Annotated in this window: 23 protein-coding genes; 11 read left to right on the forward strand and 12 right to left on the reverse strand. The window is 62.8% G+C overall.

Going from position 1 to position 16,660, the window contains the following annotated elements; all coding sequences use genetic code 11:
* Positions 1–7: 7 nt before the first annotated feature.
* The 3 genes from wrbA to IVB29_RS04735 form a co-directional block, all read right to left on the reverse strand.
* Positions 8–607 (reverse strand): NAD(P)H:quinone oxidoreductase, encoded by a 600-nt coding sequence (gene wrbA / locus IVB29_RS04725; protein ID WP_247502217.1) that lies wholly within the window; start codon positions 605–607, stop codon positions 8–10.
* Positions 608–692: 85 nt separating this feature from the next.
* On the reverse strand, positions 693–1,391 hold the full coding sequence (locus tag IVB29_RS04730; RefSeq protein WP_247502218.1) for a pirin family protein: 699 nt from the start codon (positions 1,389–1,391) through the stop codon (positions 693–695).
* 35 nt (positions 1,392–1,426) lie between these two features.
* Positions 1,427–2,179 carry an SDR family oxidoreductase gene (locus IVB29_RS04735; protein WP_247502219.1) on the reverse strand — a complete coding sequence of 251 codons (753 nt, stop codon included), beginning with the start codon at positions 2,177–2,179 and terminating at the stop codon, positions 1,427–1,429.
* Between the two features lie 117 nt (positions 2,180–2,296).
* Here IVB29_RS04735 and IVB29_RS04740 point away from each other — a divergent pair, with 117 nt between their 5' ends.
* Positions 2,297–3,232, forward strand: coding sequence for a LysR family transcriptional regulator (locus tag IVB29_RS04740; RefSeq protein ID WP_247502220.1), 936 nt, complete (start codon positions 2,297–2,299; stop codon positions 3,230–3,232).
* A gap of 57 nt (positions 3,233–3,289) precedes the next feature.
* Positions 3,290–3,811, forward strand: coding sequence for a transposase (locus tag IVB29_RS04745; protein WP_247502221.1), 522 nt, complete (start codon positions 3,290–3,292; stop codon positions 3,809–3,811).
* A 114-nt stretch (positions 3,812–3,925) separates the two neighbouring features.
* Here the strand turns inward: IVB29_RS04745 and IVB29_RS04750 are convergent, their stop codons facing one another.
* Entirely contained in the window at positions 3,926–4,183 is a 258-nt protein-coding gene (locus IVB29_RS04750) for a hypothetical protein (protein WP_247502222.1), read from the reverse strand.
* 148 nt (positions 4,184–4,331) lie between these two features.
* On the opposite strand from IVB29_RS04750, the gene IVB29_RS04755 reads away from it, so the two are divergent.
* Both IVB29_RS04755 and IVB29_RS04760 read left to right on the forward strand, forming a co-directional pair.
* Positions 4,332–5,318 carry a tripartite tricarboxylate transporter substrate binding protein gene (locus tag IVB29_RS04755; RefSeq protein ID WP_247502352.1) on the forward strand — a complete coding sequence of 329 codons (987 nt, stop codon included), beginning with the start codon at positions 4,332–4,334 and terminating at the stop codon, positions 5,316–5,318.
* A gap of 100 nt (positions 5,319–5,418) precedes the next feature.
* Positions 5,419–5,760 (forward strand): hypothetical protein, encoded by a 342-nt coding sequence (locus tag IVB29_RS04760; RefSeq protein WP_247502223.1) that lies wholly within the window; start codon positions 5,419–5,421, stop codon positions 5,758–5,760.
* 6 nt (positions 5,761–5,766) lie between these two features.
* Here the strand turns inward: IVB29_RS04760 and IVB29_RS04765 are convergent, their stop codons facing one another.
* From IVB29_RS04765 to IVB29_RS04775, 3 genes are all read right to left on the reverse strand, one after another.
* Positions 5,767–6,234, reverse strand: coding sequence for a YbaK/EbsC family protein (locus tag IVB29_RS04765; protein ID WP_247502224.1), 468 nt, complete (start codon positions 6,232–6,234; stop codon positions 5,767–5,769).
* A 28-nt stretch (positions 6,235–6,262) separates the two neighbouring features.
* A complete protein-coding gene (locus IVB29_RS04770; RefSeq protein WP_247502225.1) occupies positions 6,263–6,994 on the reverse strand; it encodes a haloacid dehalogenase type II in 732 nt (243 codons plus the stop codon).
* A 93-nt stretch (positions 6,995–7,087) separates the two neighbouring features.
* Positions 7,088–8,098, reverse strand: coding sequence for an NAD(P)-dependent alcohol dehydrogenase (locus IVB29_RS04775; protein ID WP_247502226.1), 1,011 nt, complete (start codon positions 8,096–8,098; stop codon positions 7,088–7,090).
* Positions 8,099–8,182: 84 nt separating this feature from the next.
* Between IVB29_RS04775 and IVB29_RS04780 the strand changes: the two genes are divergently transcribed.
* Complete coding sequence (locus tag IVB29_RS04780) at positions 8,183–8,530, forward strand: MerR family transcriptional regulator (protein WP_247502227.1); 348 nt, start codon at positions 8,183–8,185, stop codon at positions 8,528–8,530.
* A 111-nt stretch (positions 8,531–8,641) separates the two neighbouring features.
* Here IVB29_RS04780 and IVB29_RS04785 read toward each other — a convergent pair whose 3' ends face one another.
* Positions 8,642–9,565, reverse strand: coding sequence for a LysR family transcriptional regulator (locus tag IVB29_RS04785; RefSeq protein ID WP_247502228.1), 924 nt, complete (start codon positions 9,563–9,565; stop codon positions 8,642–8,644).
* Between the two features lie 106 nt (positions 9,566–9,671).
* Here IVB29_RS04785 and IVB29_RS04790 point away from each other — a divergent pair, with 106 nt between their 5' ends.
* A complete protein-coding gene (locus tag IVB29_RS04790; RefSeq protein WP_247502229.1) occupies positions 9,672–10,376 on the forward strand; it encodes an alpha/beta hydrolase in 705 nt (234 codons plus the stop codon).
* A 142-nt stretch (positions 10,377–10,518) separates the two neighbouring features.
* Here the strand turns inward: IVB29_RS04790 and IVB29_RS04795 are convergent, their stop codons facing one another.
* A complete protein-coding gene (locus tag IVB29_RS04795; protein WP_247502353.1) occupies positions 10,519–10,890 on the reverse strand; it encodes a helix-turn-helix domain-containing protein in 372 nt (123 codons plus the stop codon).
* Positions 10,891–11,050: 160 nt separating this feature from the next.
* Here IVB29_RS04795 and IVB29_RS04800 point away from each other — a divergent pair, with 160 nt between their 5' ends.
* Positions 11,051–11,785 carry an SDR family oxidoreductase gene (locus IVB29_RS04800; protein ID WP_247502230.1) on the forward strand — a complete coding sequence of 245 codons (735 nt, stop codon included), beginning with the start codon at positions 11,051–11,053 and terminating at the stop codon, positions 11,783–11,785.
* A 52-nt stretch (positions 11,786–11,837) separates the two neighbouring features.
* Here the strand turns inward: IVB29_RS04800 and IVB29_RS04805 are convergent, their stop codons facing one another.
* Entirely contained in the window at positions 11,838–12,722 is an 885-nt protein-coding gene (locus IVB29_RS04805; protein WP_247502231.1) for an amidohydrolase family protein, read from the reverse strand.
* A gap of 339 nt (positions 12,723–13,061) precedes the next feature.
* Here IVB29_RS04805 and ykgO point away from each other — a divergent pair, with 339 nt between their 5' ends.
* The 3 genes from ykgO to IVB29_RS04820 all read left to right on the forward strand — a co-directional run bounded on the left by ykgO (position 13,062) and on the right by IVB29_RS04820 (position 14,413).
* On the forward strand, positions 13,062–13,187 hold the full coding sequence (ykgO, locus tag IVB29_RS04810) for a type B 50S ribosomal protein L36 (RefSeq protein WP_006611362.1): 126 nt from the start codon (positions 13,062–13,064) through the stop codon (positions 13,185–13,187).
* Positions 13,188–13,307: 120 nt separating this feature from the next.
* On the forward strand, positions 13,308–13,949 hold the full coding sequence (locus IVB29_RS04815; protein ID WP_247502232.1) for a tetratricopeptide repeat protein: 642 nt from the start codon (positions 13,308–13,310) through the stop codon (positions 13,947–13,949).
* A 203-nt stretch (positions 13,950–14,152) separates the two neighbouring features.
* Positions 14,153–14,413: a hypothetical protein gene (locus tag IVB29_RS04820; protein WP_247502233.1), complete on the forward strand. Its 261-nt coding sequence runs from the start codon at positions 14,153–14,155 to the stop codon at positions 14,411–14,413.
* A 12-nt stretch (positions 14,414–14,425) separates the two neighbouring features.
* On the opposite strand, the gene IVB29_RS04825 is transcribed toward IVB29_RS04820, so the two are convergent.
* The gene (locus IVB29_RS04825; protein ID WP_247502234.1) at positions 14,426–14,611 is read right to left on the reverse strand and encodes a hypothetical protein; all 186 of its coding nucleotides are present in this window, start codon (positions 14,609–14,611) and stop codon (positions 14,426–14,428) included.
* Positions 14,612–14,928: 317 nt separating this feature from the next.
* Between IVB29_RS04825 and IVB29_RS04830 the strand changes: the two genes are divergently transcribed.
* Positions 14,929–15,885: an alpha/beta hydrolase gene (locus IVB29_RS04830; protein WP_247502235.1), complete on the forward strand. Its 957-nt coding sequence runs from the start codon at positions 14,929–14,931 to the stop codon at positions 15,883–15,885.
* Positions 15,886–16,000: 115 nt separating this feature from the next.
* Here the strand turns inward: IVB29_RS04830 and cycA are convergent, their stop codons facing one another.
* Positions 16,001–16,396 (reverse strand): cytochrome c-550 CycA, encoded by a 396-nt coding sequence (gene cycA, locus IVB29_RS04835; protein WP_247502236.1) that lies wholly within the window; start codon positions 16,394–16,396, stop codon positions 16,001–16,003.
* Positions 16,397–16,660 lie beyond the last annotated feature (264 nt).

Genomic DNA, 16,660 nt, shown 5'->3' on the forward strand with positions numbered 1-16,660 from the left:
GCGAGGCTCAGCCGTGCAGCTTTTTGGCGGTCTCCGCGATCTGGCGGCCCTGATAGCGCGCGCCGGCGAGCTCGTTGGCACTCGGCTGGCGGCTGCCGTCACCGCCGGTGATCGTGGTGGCGCCGTAAGGTGAGCCGCCGGTGATTTCATCGAGCTTCATCTGGCCGGCGAAGCCGTAGTTCAGGCCGACCACCGTCATGCCGAAATGCAGCAAGTTGGTGATGATCGAGAACAGCGTCGTCTCCTGGCCGCCATGCTGGGTCGCGGTCGCGGTGAAGGCGCCGCCGACCTTGCCGTGCAGGGCGCCCTTGGCCCAGAGCCCGCCGGCCTGGTCGAGGAAGTTGGCCATCTGTGAGGCCATCCGGCCGAAGCGGGTGCCGGTGCCGACAATGATCGCATCGTAATTGGCGAGGTCTTCTATCTTGGCGATCGGCGCGGCCTGATCGACCTTGTAATAAGAGGCTTTCGCGACTTCGGCGGGCACCAGCTCCGGGACGCGCTTGATGTCGACCGTGACGCCGGCTTCGCGCGCGCCTTCGGCAACCGCATTGGCCATCGCTTCGATGTGGCCATAGGCGGAATAATACAGGACGAGAACTTTGGTCATGGTGGTCTCCGTTATGATCGACGTTGATTGAATGTTGGGATCGTCGTGGCCGGGACAAGCCCGGCCATGACGGGAGAGAGTGTCGTTACACCGCGTCGACGAGCACGAGCTCGGTGTCTTCCAAAGCCGTGATCTTCAGCCTGTCCACGTCGCGGATCGCGGCGCCGTCGCGGGCGTTGACACGCACGCCGTTGATCTCGACCGAACCCGCCGCCGGCACCAAATAGAGGTGCCGCGACCTCTCGGGCTCGTACTCCGCGCTCTCGCCGGCCTTCAGCGTGGTGGCGAGCACCCGCGCATCGGCGCGGATCGGCAGTGCGTCCGTGTCACCCGCGATGCCACTCGCGATGGTGATGAGCTTGCCGGAGCGGTCCGACTTCGGAAACGGCTTCGAGCCCCAGGTCGGCTGTCCACCGCGCGTGGTCGGCTCGATCCAGATCTGGAAGATCCGGGTCTGCGTTGACTCCAGATTGTACTCGGAGTGGCGGATGCCGCTGCCGGCGCTCATCACCTGCACGTCGCCCGCTTCAGTCCGCCCCTCGTTGCCGAGGCTGTCCTGATGGGTGATCGCGCCCTCGCGCACATAGGTGATGATTTCCATGTTGGCGTGGGGATGAGCGGGAAAGCCGGTGTTCGGTGCGATCTCGTCGTCGTTCCACACCCGCAAGCTCCCGTGGCCCATGTTGTCCGGTTCATAGTGACCGCCGAAGGAGAAATGATGCTTGGCCTTGAGCCAGCCGTGATCGGCGCCGCCGAGCTTGTCGAAAGGTCTGAGTTCGATCATCTGCGTAATCCCTGTGTGAGTGGTCGGCGCCTTGATCAGGCGCCAAACCCGCCGTCGACGTTGAGCACGGTGCCGGTGACGAAGGAGGCTTCCGGGCTTGCGAGGAAGACGATGCCGGCGGCGACTTCCTCCGGGCGTCCGAAGCGCTGCAGCGCGTGCTGCTTGCGCTGGGCTTCCGCGAAGTCGCGGTCGTCGTCCGGGTTCATGTCGGTGTTGATCGAGCCGGGCTGCACCACGTTGACGGTGATGCCGCGCGGGCCGAGGTCGCGCGCCGCGCCTTTGGTGTAGCCAACCACCGCCGCCTTGGTGGCGACGTAGTCGGCAAGGCCCGGGAACGAGGCGCGATCGGCCAGCATCGAGCCGACGGTGACGATACGGCCGCCTTCACCCATCAATTGCGAGGCGGCGCGGATCGCCGCGATCACGCCATGCACGTTGACGGAGTCCTGACGTTCCAGCGCGCCAGTGTCGGCATTGGCGTCGTCGGTCGCGCCGCCCGCGGCGACGCCGGCATTGTTGACGAGGATGTCGAGATGGCCGAACTCCTTCGCCACGTCGTTGACGAGCTTGGTGACGTCCTTGGCCGAGGCCTGGTCTGCCTTGAAGGCACGGGCCTTGACGCCCCGGGTCTTCAGCTCCGCCACGACGGCCTCGGCCTTGTCGGGCGAAGCGACGTAGCTGATGGCGACATCTGCGCCTTCATCGGCGAGAGCGCGGGCCGAGGCCGCGCCGATACCGCGCGAGCCGCCGGTGACGAGGGCAACCTTGCCTGAGAGCTTCCTGGTCATTGGATTTCTCCATTCCTGAATGTCTGATGACCCTTGGATAAGCCTCCGCCTGTGGTATAGAAATAGAAACTGTTGAAACGTATTGTTTCCTAAATAGACCTTTAGAGGCCGGCCACCATGGCAAAACTCCCCGATTTCGAGGCGCTCGCGATTTTCGCAAAGGTCGTGGAATTACGGTCATTTGCCGGGGCCGCAGGCGAACTTGCGATGTCCAAGGCGACGGTGTCCAAGGCGGTGACCCGGCTGGAGGAGCGGCTCGGTGCCCGCCTGTTCAACCGCACCTCGCGCCGGCTCGCGCTGACCGATGCCGGCCACAAGCTCGCCGATCGCGCGACGCGCCTGCTCGCCGACGGGGAGGCGGCGGAGAACGAGGCGCTGGCGCAATCGGTGGCGCCGCGCGGGCTGGTCCGGCTCGCGGTGCCCATGACGTTCGGCATCAAGGCGGTAGCGCCGCTGCTGCCGGAGTTTTTCGAGGCCTATCCGGAAGTCTCGGTCGATCTGCATCTGAGCGATGCGACCGTCGATCTGATCGGCGAGGGTTTCGACATGGCGGTGCGGATCGCGCGCCTGCCGGATTCTTCGCTGATCGCGCGGCGGCTCTTCACCATGCCGCGCTTCACGGTGGCCGCGCCGTCCTACCTCAAGCAACACGGACGGCCGACGCATCCGATGCATCTGGCCGAGCACAAATGCTTCAGCTACGCCTATCTCTTGTCGCCCAATGTCTGGCACTACACCAATGCGGCCGGCGAGCAGGCGAGCGTCCGCCCGGGCGGACAGCTTCGCGTCAACAATGGCGAAGCCGTCGTGCCGGCGCTGATCGCCGGCCTCGGCATCGCCGATCTTCCTGAGTTCATCGTCGGCGAAGCGATTGCATCAGGCGAGGTCGAAGTGATCCTGAAGGACTGGAAGCAGGCCGAAGGCGCCGTGCATCTCGTGACCCCACCCGGCGGCCCGCGCCCCGCCCGCGTCGAAGCCCTCGGCGATTTCCTCGCAGCAAAGTTGCCGGGCACCTGCAAGCGGCGGCCTAAGAAAGGTGGCAAGACCGGGTAACTATCGTAGGGTGGGCAAAGCGAAGCGTGCCCACGACTTTGTCTGAGGGAATCGCAAGTGTCTCGGTATCGGCGGGCACATGGCAGCACGTTCTTCTTCACCGTCGTGCTCGCGGATCGTTCAAGTACGCTGCTTGTGGAGCAGGTTGATCGCCTGAGACGAATCTACCGAACCGTCTTTGAGCGCCAGCCATTCGAGACGGTCGCAATCTGCATCTTACCAGACCACCTCCATGCGATTTGGACGTTGCCGGAGGGCGACGTCGATTTTTCATCGCGTTGGAATCTGATCAAAGGCGGATTTTCGCGTGGCTTGGAGGCTGGGGTGCCTTCGATGAGCAAACTGAAGAAGCGCGAGAAGGGCATCTCACAGCGCCGTTATTGGGAGCACGCGATCCGCGACGACGCGGACCTGGAGCGCCACATCGACTACATTCACTTCAACCCCGTGAAGCACGGTCTCGTCACACGGGTGCGCGATTGGTCTCTCAGCAGCTTTCATCGCTATGTTGAGCAAGGAACACTTCCCCTGGATTGGGGAGGGGATATGCGGGACATTGCAGGGCAGTTCGGCGAATGATGGTGGGCACGGCGCGCGAAGAGCGCGCCTTTGCCCACCCTACGAGATCTCGCTTGTCTGTCCTCCGAACGGCTATCGTAGGTGGGTAGAGCGAAGCGTGCCCACCATTTCCGACTACGACACCTTCACGCCATCGCGTGCGACAATGCGCAAGGCTGGCTTCAGCGTCCCCTCCAGCTGAGTCTTCAATTCGTGAACGCGCGGATCGGCCGAGCGCGCGGCACACACCGCGTATTGATGGACGGATTGCGCCAAGGCGCGCCGCGCTTCCGGCGTCGGCGTCATCTCGGGCTTCGAAAGCCGCAGGACGATCGCGGCGAGATTCACCAGCATCTCGTCCAGGGCGACGTCGATAGTCGCAAGATTCCGCATCACGCACTCCCTCAAGCGGGCAACAGCGGAGTCACGGATGCGTTCCTGTCAGGGCCGGACATGGTCAATGCTTCGTTAACGCCTTGTTCTTGCCGCGCGACACGTTAGGCTGGTCGAACAGAAGAAAATCGGGGGCGAGGGGACTATGATGGATCGACGCGATCTTTTGCGCGCGGCTGCGGCATTGCCGCTGCTGCGGGCTGCTCTGCCGGACGAGGCCTTCGCGCAAACTTATCCAGCGCGCAACATCACCATGATCGTGCCGTTCCCGGCCGGCGGACAGGCCGATCTCGCGGCACGCCCCGTGGCGATGGCGCTGGAGCGAATCCTCGGCAAGCCCGTCATCGTCGACAACCGCGCCGGCGGTGGCGGCGGATCGGTCGGCAATGCCGCCGCGGCGCGCGCGGAGCCCGACGGCTACACGCTGCTGATGACGCTGTCCTCGCTCGCGGTGCTCCCCGAGGCCGACCGGCTGTTCGAGCGTCCGGTCGCCTATGAAGTCTCGCAGTTCATGCCGATCGCGCGCGTGCTGGCCGATCCCACGCTGCTCGCGGTGCCGGCCTCGGCACCCTGGAAGACCGCGCAGGATTTCGTCGAGGACGCGAAGAAGCGCCCGGGCCAGATCACCTATGGCTCGTCCGGACCTTACGGCACGCTGCATGTGGCGATGGAGATGTTCGCTGCGAACGCCGACATCAAATTGCTGCATGTGCCTTTCCGCGGCGCAGGTCCGGCGCTCACCGCGTTGCTCAGCGGCACCGTGCAGGCGATCGCGGCGGCTCCTGGCACGCTGAAGCCGCAGGTCGACGACGGCAAGCTCCGCGTGCTCGGAAACTCCGGAGCAAAGCGCATCGCGAGCTTCCCCGACGTGCCGACCTTCCAGGAGCTCGGCTACAAGGATGTCGAGATGTACATCTGGGCCGGGCTGTTTGCACAGCGCTCTCTTCCCGCGCCGATCGCCAGCCGCCTGCGCGAAGCGATGGCGCAGGTGATGACGAGCCCCGATGTGCTCAGGGCTTTCGATACCTCGGGCAGTCTTGTTGCCTATCAGGACGCGCCGGCATTCTCCGAATTCGTGGCTGATGACAGTAAGCGGCTGATCGCGGCGGTGAAGAAGATCGGCAAGGTGGAGTAGGTTCCAGTCGCGTTTTCACATTTTTTTGTTGGTCCAGAACCAGCTCCGGTCTCATTGATTGATGAGAATTTGAGAGAGAGAGAAAGGAAGGAATCTGGACATGCGAACAGAGCGGATTGCGCTGGGTGTGGCGCTTGCGATCGGCGGCATCGTTGCGCAGGGCGCCGCGTCCGCCGAGGAATATCGCGGAACCATGGAACAGCAGATGGCTTGCACGCCGGATGTCTGGCGGCTGTGCAGCGACCAGATTCCGGACGTGAGCCGCATCACGGCCTGTTTGCAGCAGAACACGCCGCAACTGTCGAGCGGGTGTCGCGCAGTGTTCCAGTCCAACAACCAGATGCAACCGCAGCAGGCGGTTCCGCGCGGCCGAGCCGCGCCGTCACCGCGCTACAACGCCGTGCCGCCGCAACCTCCGCAGCCTTATGATGACGATGATTAGCGCTGCCTAGGGCTTGTGCTCGCAGACGTCGACCCATTCGGCCGCGACCAGCTCGGCCATCCGCTCAGGCGTGATGCGCACCGCGCTGTGGGTCGAGCCCGCGGCGGGAACGACGATGTCGAACGCCTTCAGCGACACATCGCAATAGATCGGCAGCGGCGACTTCAGCCCGAACGGGCAGACGCCGCCGACCTCATGGCCGGTGATCTCGGCGACCTCTTCCAGCCCCAGCATCTTCGGCTTGCCGCCGAACTGCGCTTTCACTTTCTTGTTGTCCATGCGCGAGGTGCCGGCGGCGACGATCAGGATGACGCGCTCGCCGATCCGCAATGACAGCGTCTTGGCGATCATCCCGGGCTCGACGCCATAGGCTTCGGCGGCCAGCGGCACCGTGGCCGAGCTGATCGGTGATTCCATTACGGATATGTCGGGGGCTTTCTCGGCGAAGAAGGCGCGAACGGATTCCAGGCTCATTCATGTCTCACGGGCGGGGGGGCGACGCTTAAGCGATCTTTGCCAGCTCGGAGAGCGCGCGGACGCGGTGGTCAGGCGCAAAGCCAAGCTCATCCATCTGGGTGCGGATAGCCTTGAACATCGTCAGCGGTGCCACGAGTTCGTTCTCGACGCAAGCCAGCGCCATCGCCTCCGGCGTCACCCGTTCGATCCAGGCAACGTTCAATCCGAACGCCTTCGCGCCCGCCACGTCCCAGGGATTGGACGAGACGAACAGCACTTCGTCAGGCGCGATGCCGAATGTCTCGCCGATCAGCTCATAGGCTTCCGGGCTCGGCTTGAAGATCTTCTTCGCATCGACGCTTATGGTGGCATCGAGCAGGCGGTCGAGCTTGGTGTTGCGCACCAGCGCATTCAGCATGTCCGGGCTGCCATTGGAAAGGATGGCGAGCTTTCGCGGCCTCAAGGCTTCAAGTGCCGCCACCGCATCCGGATAGAGATCGAGATGCAGATACTTCTCGATCACGCGCTCGAATGTCTCGTTCTCGTAGGCAAGCCCCAGCACGCGCAGCGTATAGGCAAGCGAGTCGCGCGTAACGCTGGTAAAATCCTGGTAGCGCCGCATCAGCGAGCGCAACCAGGTGTATTCGAGCTGCTTGATCCGCCAGACCTGCGTGATGATCTCGCCGTAACCCGGAAACGCATCCTCGGTGACCTCTGCGACCGACTGGATGTCGTAGAGCGTTCCGTAGGCGTCGAAGACGACGGCTTTGAGACTCATTGCCCGTTCCCCTGGGGTCGTTGTAGGCGCACAGACTATATAAGGCGCCACGATTTCGATCCAAGAAGGAAACACGCATCGGGCGCTTGGCTTCTAAAGCTGCACGACGATCTTGCCGAAATGTGAGCCGGTCCTGAGGTGAGCATACGCTTCGGGGACTTCGTCGAAGCCGTAGACCCGGTCGACGATCGGGTGGATCGCATGTTCGGTCAGGAGGCTGTTCATCGTGGCGAAATGTTCGATCGATCCGACGGTGACGCCGATGATGTCGGCATTCTCCCATTGCAGGCGCGCCAGATCAGGCTTCGGCCCGAAGCCCGTCAGCACGCCAATTTGAACGATCTTGCCGCCCGACGCGACGGAGCGCAGCGACCGGTCATAGGTGCCGGGACCGCCGAGTTCGAGGATATGGCTGGCGCCTGCGCCATCTGTCGCCTTCATCAGGGCGACATCCCAGTCGGGCGTCTCGCGATAGTTGATGAGGATCGAGCCGCCGAGCGCCTTGGCACGGGCGAGTTTTTCATTCGAGGACGAGATCACGATCGCGCGCGCCCCCAACGCGGCTGCGAATTGCAGGCCGAACAGCGCGACGCCACCTGTTCCCTGAACCAGCAGCGTATCGCCTTTGCCCATCCCGCCGCGTGCAATGAGGCCATGGAAAGCGGTGACCCCGGCACAGGGCAAGGTCGCGGCTTCGACCGAGGACAAATGCGGCGGCACGGGAACGAGCGCATTTGCCGGCAGCACGACATACTCTGCCAGCATTCCGTCCATCGTGTTGCCACCGAGTGATGAGGGCACATAGCTGGACTTGAACGGTCCCGAGACCCAATCGCGGAAGAACGATGCCGCGACGCGGTCTCCGACCTGCCATTGCGTGACGTCCGCGCCGGTGGCGTCAACGATTCCTGCGCCGTCGGACAGCGGCACGCGGCCGTTGAGCTTGTTCTGGTCTGCGCGGTCGAGGATCAGGAGGTCGCGGTAGTTCAGACTGACCGCTTCGACCCGGATGCGAACCTCGCCACTCGCGGGTTCCGGTTTGCTGAGGTCGGCTCGCACAAGGCGGCCAGCATCCGCATGGCTATTCAGATGGTAGGCTTTCATCGTTGCTCCCTCTCAAGCGGCATTCACTTGGATGAGCAGAGGCTGTAAGGTCTGACAGCGCTGTAAGGGTCAAGAGGTTTTCAGATGAAAATTGGCGAACTCGCCCGCAGGACGGGAGTCAGCATCCGAATGCTGCGCTACTACGAAGGCGAAGGGTTGCTGGCGCCTCAGCGGACGGACGCGGGTTACCGCGATTATGGCCCGGAGGAAGAGCAAACCGTGCGGCGGATCAAGATGCTTGGCGCCGCCGGCATGACCCTCGAAACGATTCAGCGGTTGCTGCCCTGCGTGCGCAACAACGATCCGGCCTTCACGCCCTGCAACGAGCTGCGAAGAATACTTGCCCAGCAGGTCGGCCTGATCGACGAGCGCATCGAGACGCTCAGCCAGAGCCGCACGATTCTGGCGGGCTATCTGGCAAGCGTCAACTGATCGGACGCGACGCAGTCCTCAGCTTACCGTCCTTTTGTATTCCAGGTCTCGCGCGCCTTGCGCGCCAAGACCTTCCGCTTCGGACCCGAAGTGGACTTGTGGTATTGCCCGCTATTGAGCTTCGACATAGCGGATGATGCTTTGATTTCGCACGTTCGCAATCAACTCATCTGCGCGAGACAAGAGGCGGCTTAGCAAGGGGGACGAATTGGATTCGTTGTAGCCCAGGGCCAGATCGACTGTCGGCGTCCCTCCCTCAAGCGCTCTGGCAACGACATTGGGTGCCAGCATGTTTTGTGCATAGAGCGGAACAAGACTTATTCCACCCGTGGATGCGACGAGTGACATGGCCGAGGATATGTTCTCGCCCTCGTATTTGGGCTTGAGCTTGATCCCAACCGCCGATGCGTAATCCTGAATGACAGCCTGGAGCACCGGAGAGGTTCTCGCCGAACTCACGTAGATCTCCCCGGCAAGGTCCTGCGGCCGAATTTTTTTGCGCGATGCCAAACGATGGTCGGCCGGCAGCACGGCAATCAGAGGCTCCTTCGCCATTGTCTTGAAGATGATCCCCGAACTCTCTTTTTCAGGGCGCAGGAAGGCGACGTCCAACCTTCCTCGCATCAACGCAAGTGCGAGTTCAGGGGACGATTGCGTGCAGAGTGTGACCTCCACGTCCGGTGCCTCCTCACGGAGGATGCGTAACAGGTGAGGTAGCCACATGACCTCCAACCCGACCAGGAATCCCATGGAAAGTGCAGGCCTTTGCGGTTCAGCCGTCCGCCGCGCACCTTCCGCTGCCGCTTCGACCTGTAACAAGGCGAGCCGCGCATGATCGAGAAACACCCGTCCGGCGGCGGTAAGCGCCACGCCACGCGCCTGGCGCTCCAGGAGCTCTACGCCGACTTCAGTTTCCAGATCGCGGATCTGCCGGCTCAGAGAGGGCTGCGAAGTGTTCAGGCGCCGCTGGGCAGCGGTCAAAAAGCTGCCTTCCTCCGCGACCGCAATGAAATAGCGCAAATGACGAAGTTCCATTCGTCCTCGTATATCTTCAAGGCATAGCTCGAAGCCTACAAGGTCTTGGTCCTCGGCAACAGCGGCATTTACGTTCGTGCAGCCTCAACCAAAAGGGACAAGAGCAATGTCTGCCAACAGCAAACCCGCCATCGTCTTCTGTCACGGCCTCTGGGCCGACGGTTCTTGCTTCAGCAAGGTGATCCCCACCTTGCAAGCTGATGGACATGAAGTGATCGCCGTCCAATACGGGCTCAATAATTATGCGGATGACGTCGCGACCGTGAAGCGCACGCTGGGGCGGGTCAACAGCCCCGCCATCCTCGTCGGTCACTCCTATGGAGGAGCGACCATTACGGGCGCGGGGACCGACGAGCGCGTCGCTGGCCTGGTTTATATCGCCGCCGTCGTTCCGGATGTTCATGAGACCGTACAGAGCGAACTCAGCAAATATCCCACCGAGATGTTCTCCCGGATCGAGGTCGCGGGCGGACGCGTCTGGATCAAGCCCGAAGGCGTCAAGTACTTCGCCGGAGATCTTTCCACGCAGGAGCAGAAGCTGGTGTGGGCGACCCACTACCCGCCGGCCGCCGACCTGCTCGAGCAGCAAAATCTCGATGAAGTCGCCTGGAAGTCCAAGCCGAGCTGGTACATCCTCGCCCGGAAGGACCAGACCGTGCATCCTGATCTTCAGCGCTTTCTGGCCAAGCGCATCAATGCCACCACCGTCGAGACCGACAGCAGCCATGTCACTATGCTGTCCCAGCCCGAAATCGTTATCGACGTCATCCGCAAGGCGGCGGCCGCTGTTCAGGGAAAGCAGTCGAAATAGGCGGCGCGTCGCGCGCGGATGCCGATTGTAAAGCGGCGTCCCTTCGAAGCTGCTCGAGACCCTTGAAGGTGCAATATGCTTTCGAGGGCAGCGCGGACATTCCCTCGGCCGCCTGCCGACGAGCCAGTTCTTCAACGGTCTGCTAGGCAGCCGGCGGTCGTCCTCCTCGCGTCCAGGTCGCCCGCTCGGCGAAGACCTGGCTGACCTCCGCCATGTGCTCGGTGCCCCACGCGCAAAGCGGCACCAGTGCCTCCGCCAGACTGTGGCCCAAGGGCGTGAGGCTGTAGTCCACCCGCGGCGGCACCTCCTTGTAGTCGGTGCGCTTCACGAGGCCGTCGGCCTCCAATTCCTTGAGCTGCTGGATCAGCATTTTGTCGCTGACGTCGCGGACGGCGCGGCGCAGCTCGCCGTAGCGGGTCGGGCCTCCCTGAGCGACGAAGTAGAGGATCAGCGGCTTCCACTTGCCGGCGATGACCCGCAAGGTCGCGTCGAGTCCGCAGGTGAAGCCGGGCAGAGTCGGCGTGCAACCCTGCACGGCTGGCGGAGTCTGAGTGGACGGGACGCTTGGCTCTGAAAGATCTGACGACATTTTTTGGGCACTTACCAAAAGGTGCATACTTGTCGATAAGTGGGTACGCCGCCAGCTCAGTGCAACCTCAGTGAAGGAGCACATCATGAGCAGACTACAAGGCAAGACGGCAGTGGTGACCGGCGGCGGAACCGGCATCGGATTTGGAGCGGCCAAACGATTCATCGACGAAGGCGCGTTCGTCTATCTGTTCGGGCGGCGGCAGGAGCCGCTCGATGCGGCCGTTGCGAAGCTGGGTCCGTCGGCGCGTGCGATCAGGGGCTCGGTGACTGACATATCCGACCTCGACCGGCTGTACGCGGCGGTGAAGGCGGAACGCGGCGGGCTCGACATTCTGTTCGCCAATGCCGGGACGGGATTGTTTGCGCGGCTCGGCGAGATCACGGTCGAGCATTACGATCACATCTTCGACGTCAATGTGAAGGGACTGGTGTTTTCGGTGCAGAAGGCCCTGCCGCTGATGAAGCAGGGGTCGTCGATCATCCTGACCGGTTCGAGCACGGGCGTAATGGGGACACCGCAGTTCAGCATCTACAGCGCGACCAAGGCCGCGATCCGCAATCTGGCCCGCAGCTGGGCGCTGGACCTGCGCGGCACCGGCATCCGCGTCAACGTGCTGTCGCCGGGGCCGACCAAGACGGAGCTGGCGCTGGAGATCGTCGGCGAGGAAGCCTTCGATGCGCTCGGAAGCATGACGCCCATCGGGCGCGTGGGCGACCCGAGCGAGACGGGAGCGGTGGCCGCGTTCCTGGCGTCGTCAGACAGCAGCTTCATGACCGGCGGAGAGGTGTTCGTCGACGGCGGCCTGGCGCAGGTCTGAGACCCGCGTGAGCGTGAGGGCTTCGGTCGATTCGATCGAAGCCCTCGATGCGTTAGATCCCCAACAGCTTCCTTGCGTTCGCCTTCAGCACCTTCGGCCGGATCTCGTCGCGGATCTCGATCTTGGCGAAGTCCGACAGCCAGCGGTCCGGCGTGATCACCGGCCAGTCCGAGCCGAACAGCATCTTGTCCTGCAGGATCGAGTTGATGTAGCGCACCAGGATCGGCGGGAAGTACTTCGGCGACCAGCCCGAGAGGTCGATATAGACGTTCGGCTTGTGGGTCGCGACCGACAGCGCCTCCTCCTGCCAGGGGAAGGAGGGATGCGCGAGGATGATCTTGAGGTCTGGGAAGTCGGCCGCGACGTCGTCCATGTACATCGGGTTGGAATATTTCAGCCGCATGCCCATGCCGCCGGGCATGCCCGAGCCGACGCCGGTCTGGCCGGTGTGGAACAGCGCGATCGCGCCGCCATTGTTGATCTCTTCGTACAGCGGATAGGCCATGCGGTCGTTGGCGTAGAAGCCCTGCATGGTCGGGTGGAATTTGAAGCCGCGGACGCCGTATTCCTCGATCAGCTTGCGCGCCTCGCGGACCCCGAGCTTGCCCTTGTGCGGGTCGATCGAGACGAAGGGGATGAGGACGTCGAGATGGTCGGAGGCGATCTCCAGCATCTCCTCGTTCTTGTAGCGGCGGAAGCCGGTCTCGCGCTCGGCATCGACCGGGAAGATCACGGCGGCGATGTTCTTGGAGCGGTAGTAGGCCGCGGTCTCCGGGACGGTCGGCGGATGCTTGTGCGGCGACTTGAAATAGTCCGCCATCTGCGCCTGGAAATCGTCATAGCCGTCGTCGGGATGGGTGCCGCAGGGCTCCTCGGCATGGGTGTGGATGTCGATGGCGACGACATTGTCGATGTCAGGCAGCTTCATCTTCGGCATTGGTTTCCTCCCGATCTGTTGTCAAATTGATTATATGATATAACGAACTTGGCAAGCGCCCCCGAAGGCGAAACCGCAGCCGGCCAAAGTCTTTGCTGGGCTTGTCCGCAGGCGCGAGGATCAGGCCGATCCGGCCGTTTCTACTGTGCATGGGGTTGATTTCGCACATTTGCCGGTTCGGAACCGGGCAGTTAACATTGACATGACCTCCCGCCATGCCTTAAGAACCGCCCCATCCCGGGCGGTCTTCCGCCAGCGGGAAAAATCTCATTTTGCCACATTCGCGCGTGCCGAAACGGGTGTGCCGAACACGGCCTTTCGAACGTTCAGGATTCTGCCATGAAGGTCCGTAACTCGTTGAAGTCGCTGCGCGGTCGCCATCGCGCCAACCGCCTGGTCCGCCGCAAGGGCCGGGTCTATGTGATCAACAAGGTGCAGCGCCGCTTCAAGGCTCGCCAAGGCTGACCTGAGCGGCTGATTTCGCCCTCGCGGCTGCCTTCGCGCGCCCCGCAAGACCACGGTTTCACACGAGTTTGACGCCGCCCCTGCTATGCAAGGGCGGCTTTACGCGTTTAGACTTCGCCCATGGCAGTGAGATTCCCTTTCGCGCGTACCGTTTGTCTGGCCCTCGTTGTGGGAGCAGCTGGCCTCGCTCCCGCCCTGGGGCAGAACGTTCTGCCGGCTCCTCCCGGCAAGGAGCAGAAGAAGCTCCCCGAAGCGCCGGCCAAACTGCCCAAGGTCGACCGGACCAAGAATCTCGATTTCCTGTTCGGCGCACTGAAGGCCGCCCCTGACGAGGCCAGCGCCAAGCATGTCGAGGCGCGGATCTGGGCGATCTGGATCCAGACCCCAAGCGACACCGCATCGCTGTTGATGGCGCGGGCCAAGACCGCGGTCGACGCCAAGAAGATCGAAATCGCGATCAAGCTGCTGGATTCCGTCATCAAGCTCAGGCCCGATTACATCGAAGCCTGGAACCGGCGCGCCACGCTCTACTACATGCAGAATGACTACGCCCGCTCGCTTGCCGACATCCGCGAGGTGCTGATCCGCGAGCCCCGTCATTTCGGCGCGCTCGCAGGTCTCGGCATGATCATGCAGGAGGTCGGTGACGAGAAGCGTGCGCTCGAGGCCTACCGCAAGGCGCTCGCCGTCAATCCGCACCTCGACAAGATCCCCGACCAGGTCAAGTCCCTGACCGAGAAGGTCGAGGGACGCGACATCTAGAGCACGATCCGGACGCGAAAGGCCGCGCTAGCGCAAAGTGTGAAGCGGTTTTCCGAAAAGATCGTGCTCAAAAAATAAAGCGCAACTCGATCATTTCTTGAGTGAATGCGGCGCCCGCGGATTAACCACGATCGGAAGCGCGGCGTCATGAGGACTATTGCCGGCGCTGCCGCAGGCCTACCTGCATGGCAGGAGCAAAAGCCATGAAGCGTTTGATCTTTGCAGGGGTACTGCTGCTCGCATCGGGAACGGTGAGCCTCGCTGACGGCCTGTTCTGGGTGGTCGGCAACCGCGCCACCGGCAAGTGCAACATCGTGACCAGCAATCCCGTGATCGACGGCGACATCTGGTTCGGCGACGGCCCCTACAAGTCCAAGGCTGATGCCAAGCTTGCCCGCTCGACCATCCGCGCCTGTCCTGCGCCGACCCCCGACGAGGCAAAGGCCGAGGACAGCACGAACTAGGCCGATACCAATCTAGTGCAGGACGCTGCTGCCGCGCTCAGTGAGGCCCTGATCGGCGGCCGCAGCGTAAGCCTTTGCAAGCTCCGCCTCGAGATGCTCGTTGATCAGGAGCAGCGCCCGCACGGCGCCTTGAAGGTCACCGCTGCACCTTGCGACGATCTCGTCGATCGCGCTGTTGTCGTTCGATCTATGGCTCATCGAAAATCCTCCGGTTCAAACCAGGACAATCTGCCGGTCTTTCCTGCGTTCCTGTGGATTGCGAGGATGATCGGCGCCCACCCGCGCCTAGATGGCGGAACCGACCGTGGCGATTATAAGGAAGGTGCGATGACGGCCGCATGAAGCTGGTTCGAGGCTTGTGTGCCGCCAAGGGGTGTCGTTGATTTCATTGCGTTTTTACGGATCTGGATTATGCACATATCCACAGCCCCGGCGTTTTCAGTAGCCTGCGGAGCGAAACTGCCGGCCGCCAGACCCGTAGCTGCGATGTGCCCTGGATTGCCCGGACTCTTTCCATGATCGTGATGTTAGTCGTCACGGCGCTGGTTCTGCTGGCGCTGGTCACGCAAGCCGGAATCGTCGCCGTGCAACGCGCCTTTCCGCCCCCGGGCCGGATGATCGAGGTTGATGGCGCGACCCTTCACGTCGTCGACATCGGCCCGCCTGAGGCTGGTTTGCCGATCGTGATGCTGCATGGCGCGAGCTCCAATCTCGAAGTGATGCGGCGCCCGCTTGGCGAACTCCTCGCCAAGGAGCATCGCGTCGTCCTGTTCGACCGTCCCGGCCACGGCTGGAGCACGCGCGCGCGGAGAGTGGATTCCACGCCCGAGATCCAGGCGCGGATGATCGACGAGGCGCTCGGCAAGCTCGGGATCGATCGCGCGGTCTTCGTCGTGCATTCCTGGAGCGGCGCGCTCGGCGCGCGGCTGGCGCTCGATCATCCCCGCCGCGTCGCCGGCCTCGTGATGCTCGCGCCCGTCACCCATCCCTGGCGCGGCGGCGTCGGCCGCTACAACGAGATCATCGCGACGCCCGTGATTGGCCCGCTGCTCGCCTATACCGTCACGCTGCCGCTCGGGTATTTCGTTGCCGAAGCCGGCGCACGCAACGTCTTCCTGCCGCAGACCATGCCGGACGGTTTCTTGCAGGACTCCGCGACGCCGCTATTGCTGCGCCCGCGCGAGTTCATCGCCAATGCCTATGATCTGGTGACGCTGAAGGCGTCGGTGGCAGCACAAGCCGCGCGCTACGGCGAGATCAAGGTGCCCGTCACGATCATCGCCGGCGAGCCCGACAAGACGGTGAAGACCAACATCCACGCGCGCCCGTTCGCCGCTGAGGTGCCGAATGCAAAGCTGATCGTGCTGCCCGATCTCGGCCACATGGTGCAGAACGCGGTGCCGGATCTCGTGAAGACGGAGGTCGAGACGATGATCGGGAAGATCGTCCCGGCGCAGGCGGCCGCCGATTAGCGTTTTCGAGCGAAGTGGGTACCGGTTCGCGTGAAGAATACGCGTCAAGACAAGAGCCCGAGCTTCGGTTCTGACTCCATCGGAATCGAAGCTCGGGCGGCCGCCGTTCGCGCGCTTACTGCTTGATCTTCCCGTCCTTGTCGAACTGGGAGACGTAGCTCCAGAGATTGTTGATCTCGTTCTCGTTCTTGATGCCCGCGAACGCCATCTTGGTGCCGGGGATCTTGGCCTTGGGGTCCTTGATGTATTCCTTGAACTGCGCCTCGTTCCAGGTGATGCCGGAATTCTTGTTAGCATCCGAATAATTGTAATCCGGCGCGGTACCGGACTTGCGGCCGTCGAGGCCGTTGAGCTCGGGGCCGACCTTGTTCTTGGCGCCTTCGCCGATCGCGTGGCAGGCCAGGCATTTGTTGAACGACGATTTGCCGGCCGCGGCATCCTGCGCCATCGCGGCGGATGCTGTGGCAGTGACGGTGAGGATCATCAGCGCGCCAAAAGTCAGTTTTTTCATAGGTTGCTCTTCGTCTCTTCCCTGGTGGGTCTAGCCTGGTCAGTCTCTTGCCTGGTCGGCGATCTCCGGACTTGCCGGTTTTGGCAGGCCCGCTTGGCTTGGACAAGCCACGAAACCATGACAGGTTTCACCATTTCCTACTTGTCCCAGAGCGAACTCGCCAGAGATCGCCGTTCCGACTTTCGGATGGCCTACCCAAACCACCGTGGACGTGGTTGATTTGCCGCGACAAATTTGATCGTGGGCGACGAGTCGGAAGGATAT

This window comes from Bradyrhizobium sp. 1, from assembly GCF_023073315.1.
In the GTDB taxonomy this organism is placed as follows: domain Bacteria; phylum Pseudomonadota; class Alphaproteobacteria; order Rhizobiales; family Xanthobacteraceae; genus Bradyrhizobium.

What these genes read in the sequence shown, in the direction of transcription:
- wrbA (WP_247502217.1), bottom strand. Translation starts at nt 607, where the DNA reads ATGACCAAAGTTCTCGTCCTGTATTATTCCGCCTATGGCCACATCGAA.
- IVB29_RS04730 (WP_247502218.1), bottom strand. Translation starts at nt 1,391, where the DNA reads ATGATCGAACTCAGACCTTTCGACAAGCTCGGCGGCGCCGATCACGGC.
- IVB29_RS04735 (WP_247502219.1), bottom strand. Translation starts at nt 2,179, where the DNA reads ATGACCAGGAAGCTCTCAGGCAAGGTTGCCCTCGTCACCGGCGGCTCG.
- IVB29_RS04740 (WP_247502220.1), top strand. Translation starts at nt 2,297, where the DNA reads ATGGCAAAACTCCCCGATTTCGAGGCGCTCGCGATTTTCGCAAAGGTC.
- IVB29_RS04750 (WP_247502222.1), bottom strand. Translation starts at nt 4,183, where the DNA reads ATGCGGAATCTTGCGACTATCGACGTCGCCCTGGACGAGATGCTGGTG.
- IVB29_RS04755 (WP_247502352.1), top strand. Translation starts at nt 4,332, where the DNA reads ATGGATCGACGCGATCTTTTGCGCGCGGCTGCGGCATTGCCGCTGCTG.
- IVB29_RS04760 (WP_247502223.1), top strand. Translation starts at nt 5,419, where the DNA reads ATGCGAACAGAGCGGATTGCGCTGGGTGTGGCGCTTGCGATCGGCGGC.
- IVB29_RS04765 (WP_247502224.1), bottom strand. Translation starts at nt 6,234, where the DNA reads ATGAGCCTGGAATCCGTTCGCGCCTTCTTCGCCGAGAAAGCCCCCGAC.
- IVB29_RS04770 (WP_247502225.1), bottom strand. Translation starts at nt 6,994, where the DNA reads ATGAGTCTCAAAGCCGTCGTCTTCGACGCCTACGGAACGCTCTACGAC.
- IVB29_RS04775 (WP_247502226.1), bottom strand. Translation starts at nt 8,098, where the DNA reads ATGAAAGCCTACCATCTGAATAGCCATGCGGATGCTGGCCGCCTTGTG.
- IVB29_RS04780 (WP_247502227.1), top strand. Translation starts at nt 8,183, where the DNA reads ATGAAAATTGGCGAACTCGCCCGCAGGACGGGAGTCAGCATCCGAATG.
- IVB29_RS04785 (WP_247502228.1), bottom strand. Translation starts at nt 9,565, where the DNA reads ATGGAACTTCGTCATTTGCGCTATTTCATTGCGGTCGCGGAGGAAGGC.
- IVB29_RS04790 (WP_247502229.1), top strand. Translation starts at nt 9,672, where the DNA reads ATGTCTGCCAACAGCAAACCCGCCATCGTCTTCTGTCACGGCCTCTGG.
- IVB29_RS04800 (WP_247502230.1), top strand. Translation starts at nt 11,051, where the DNA reads ATGAGCAGACTACAAGGCAAGACGGCAGTGGTGACCGGCGGCGGAACC.
- IVB29_RS04805 (WP_247502231.1), bottom strand. Translation starts at nt 12,722, where the DNA reads ATGCCGAAGATGAAGCTGCCTGACATCGACAATGTCGTCGCCATCGAC.
- ykgO (WP_006611362.1), top strand. Translation starts at nt 13,062, where the DNA reads ATGAAGGTCCGTAACTCGTTGAAGTCGCTGCGCGGTCGCCATCGCGCC.
- IVB29_RS04815 (WP_247502232.1), top strand. Translation starts at nt 13,308, where the DNA reads ATGGCAGTGAGATTCCCTTTCGCGCGTACCGTTTGTCTGGCCCTCGTT.
- IVB29_RS04820 (WP_247502233.1), top strand. Translation starts at nt 14,153, where the DNA reads ATGAAGCGTTTGATCTTTGCAGGGGTACTGCTGCTCGCATCGGGAACG.
- IVB29_RS04825 (WP_247502234.1), bottom strand. Translation starts at nt 14,611, where the DNA reads ATGAGCCATAGATCGAACGACAACAGCGCGATCGACGAGATCGTCGCA.
- IVB29_RS04830 (WP_247502235.1), top strand. Translation starts at nt 14,929, where the DNA reads ATGATCGTGATGTTAGTCGTCACGGCGCTGGTTCTGCTGGCGCTGGTC.
- cycA (WP_247502236.1), bottom strand. Translation starts at nt 16,396, where the DNA reads ATGAAAAAACTGACTTTTGGCGCGCTGATGATCCTCACCGTCACTGCC.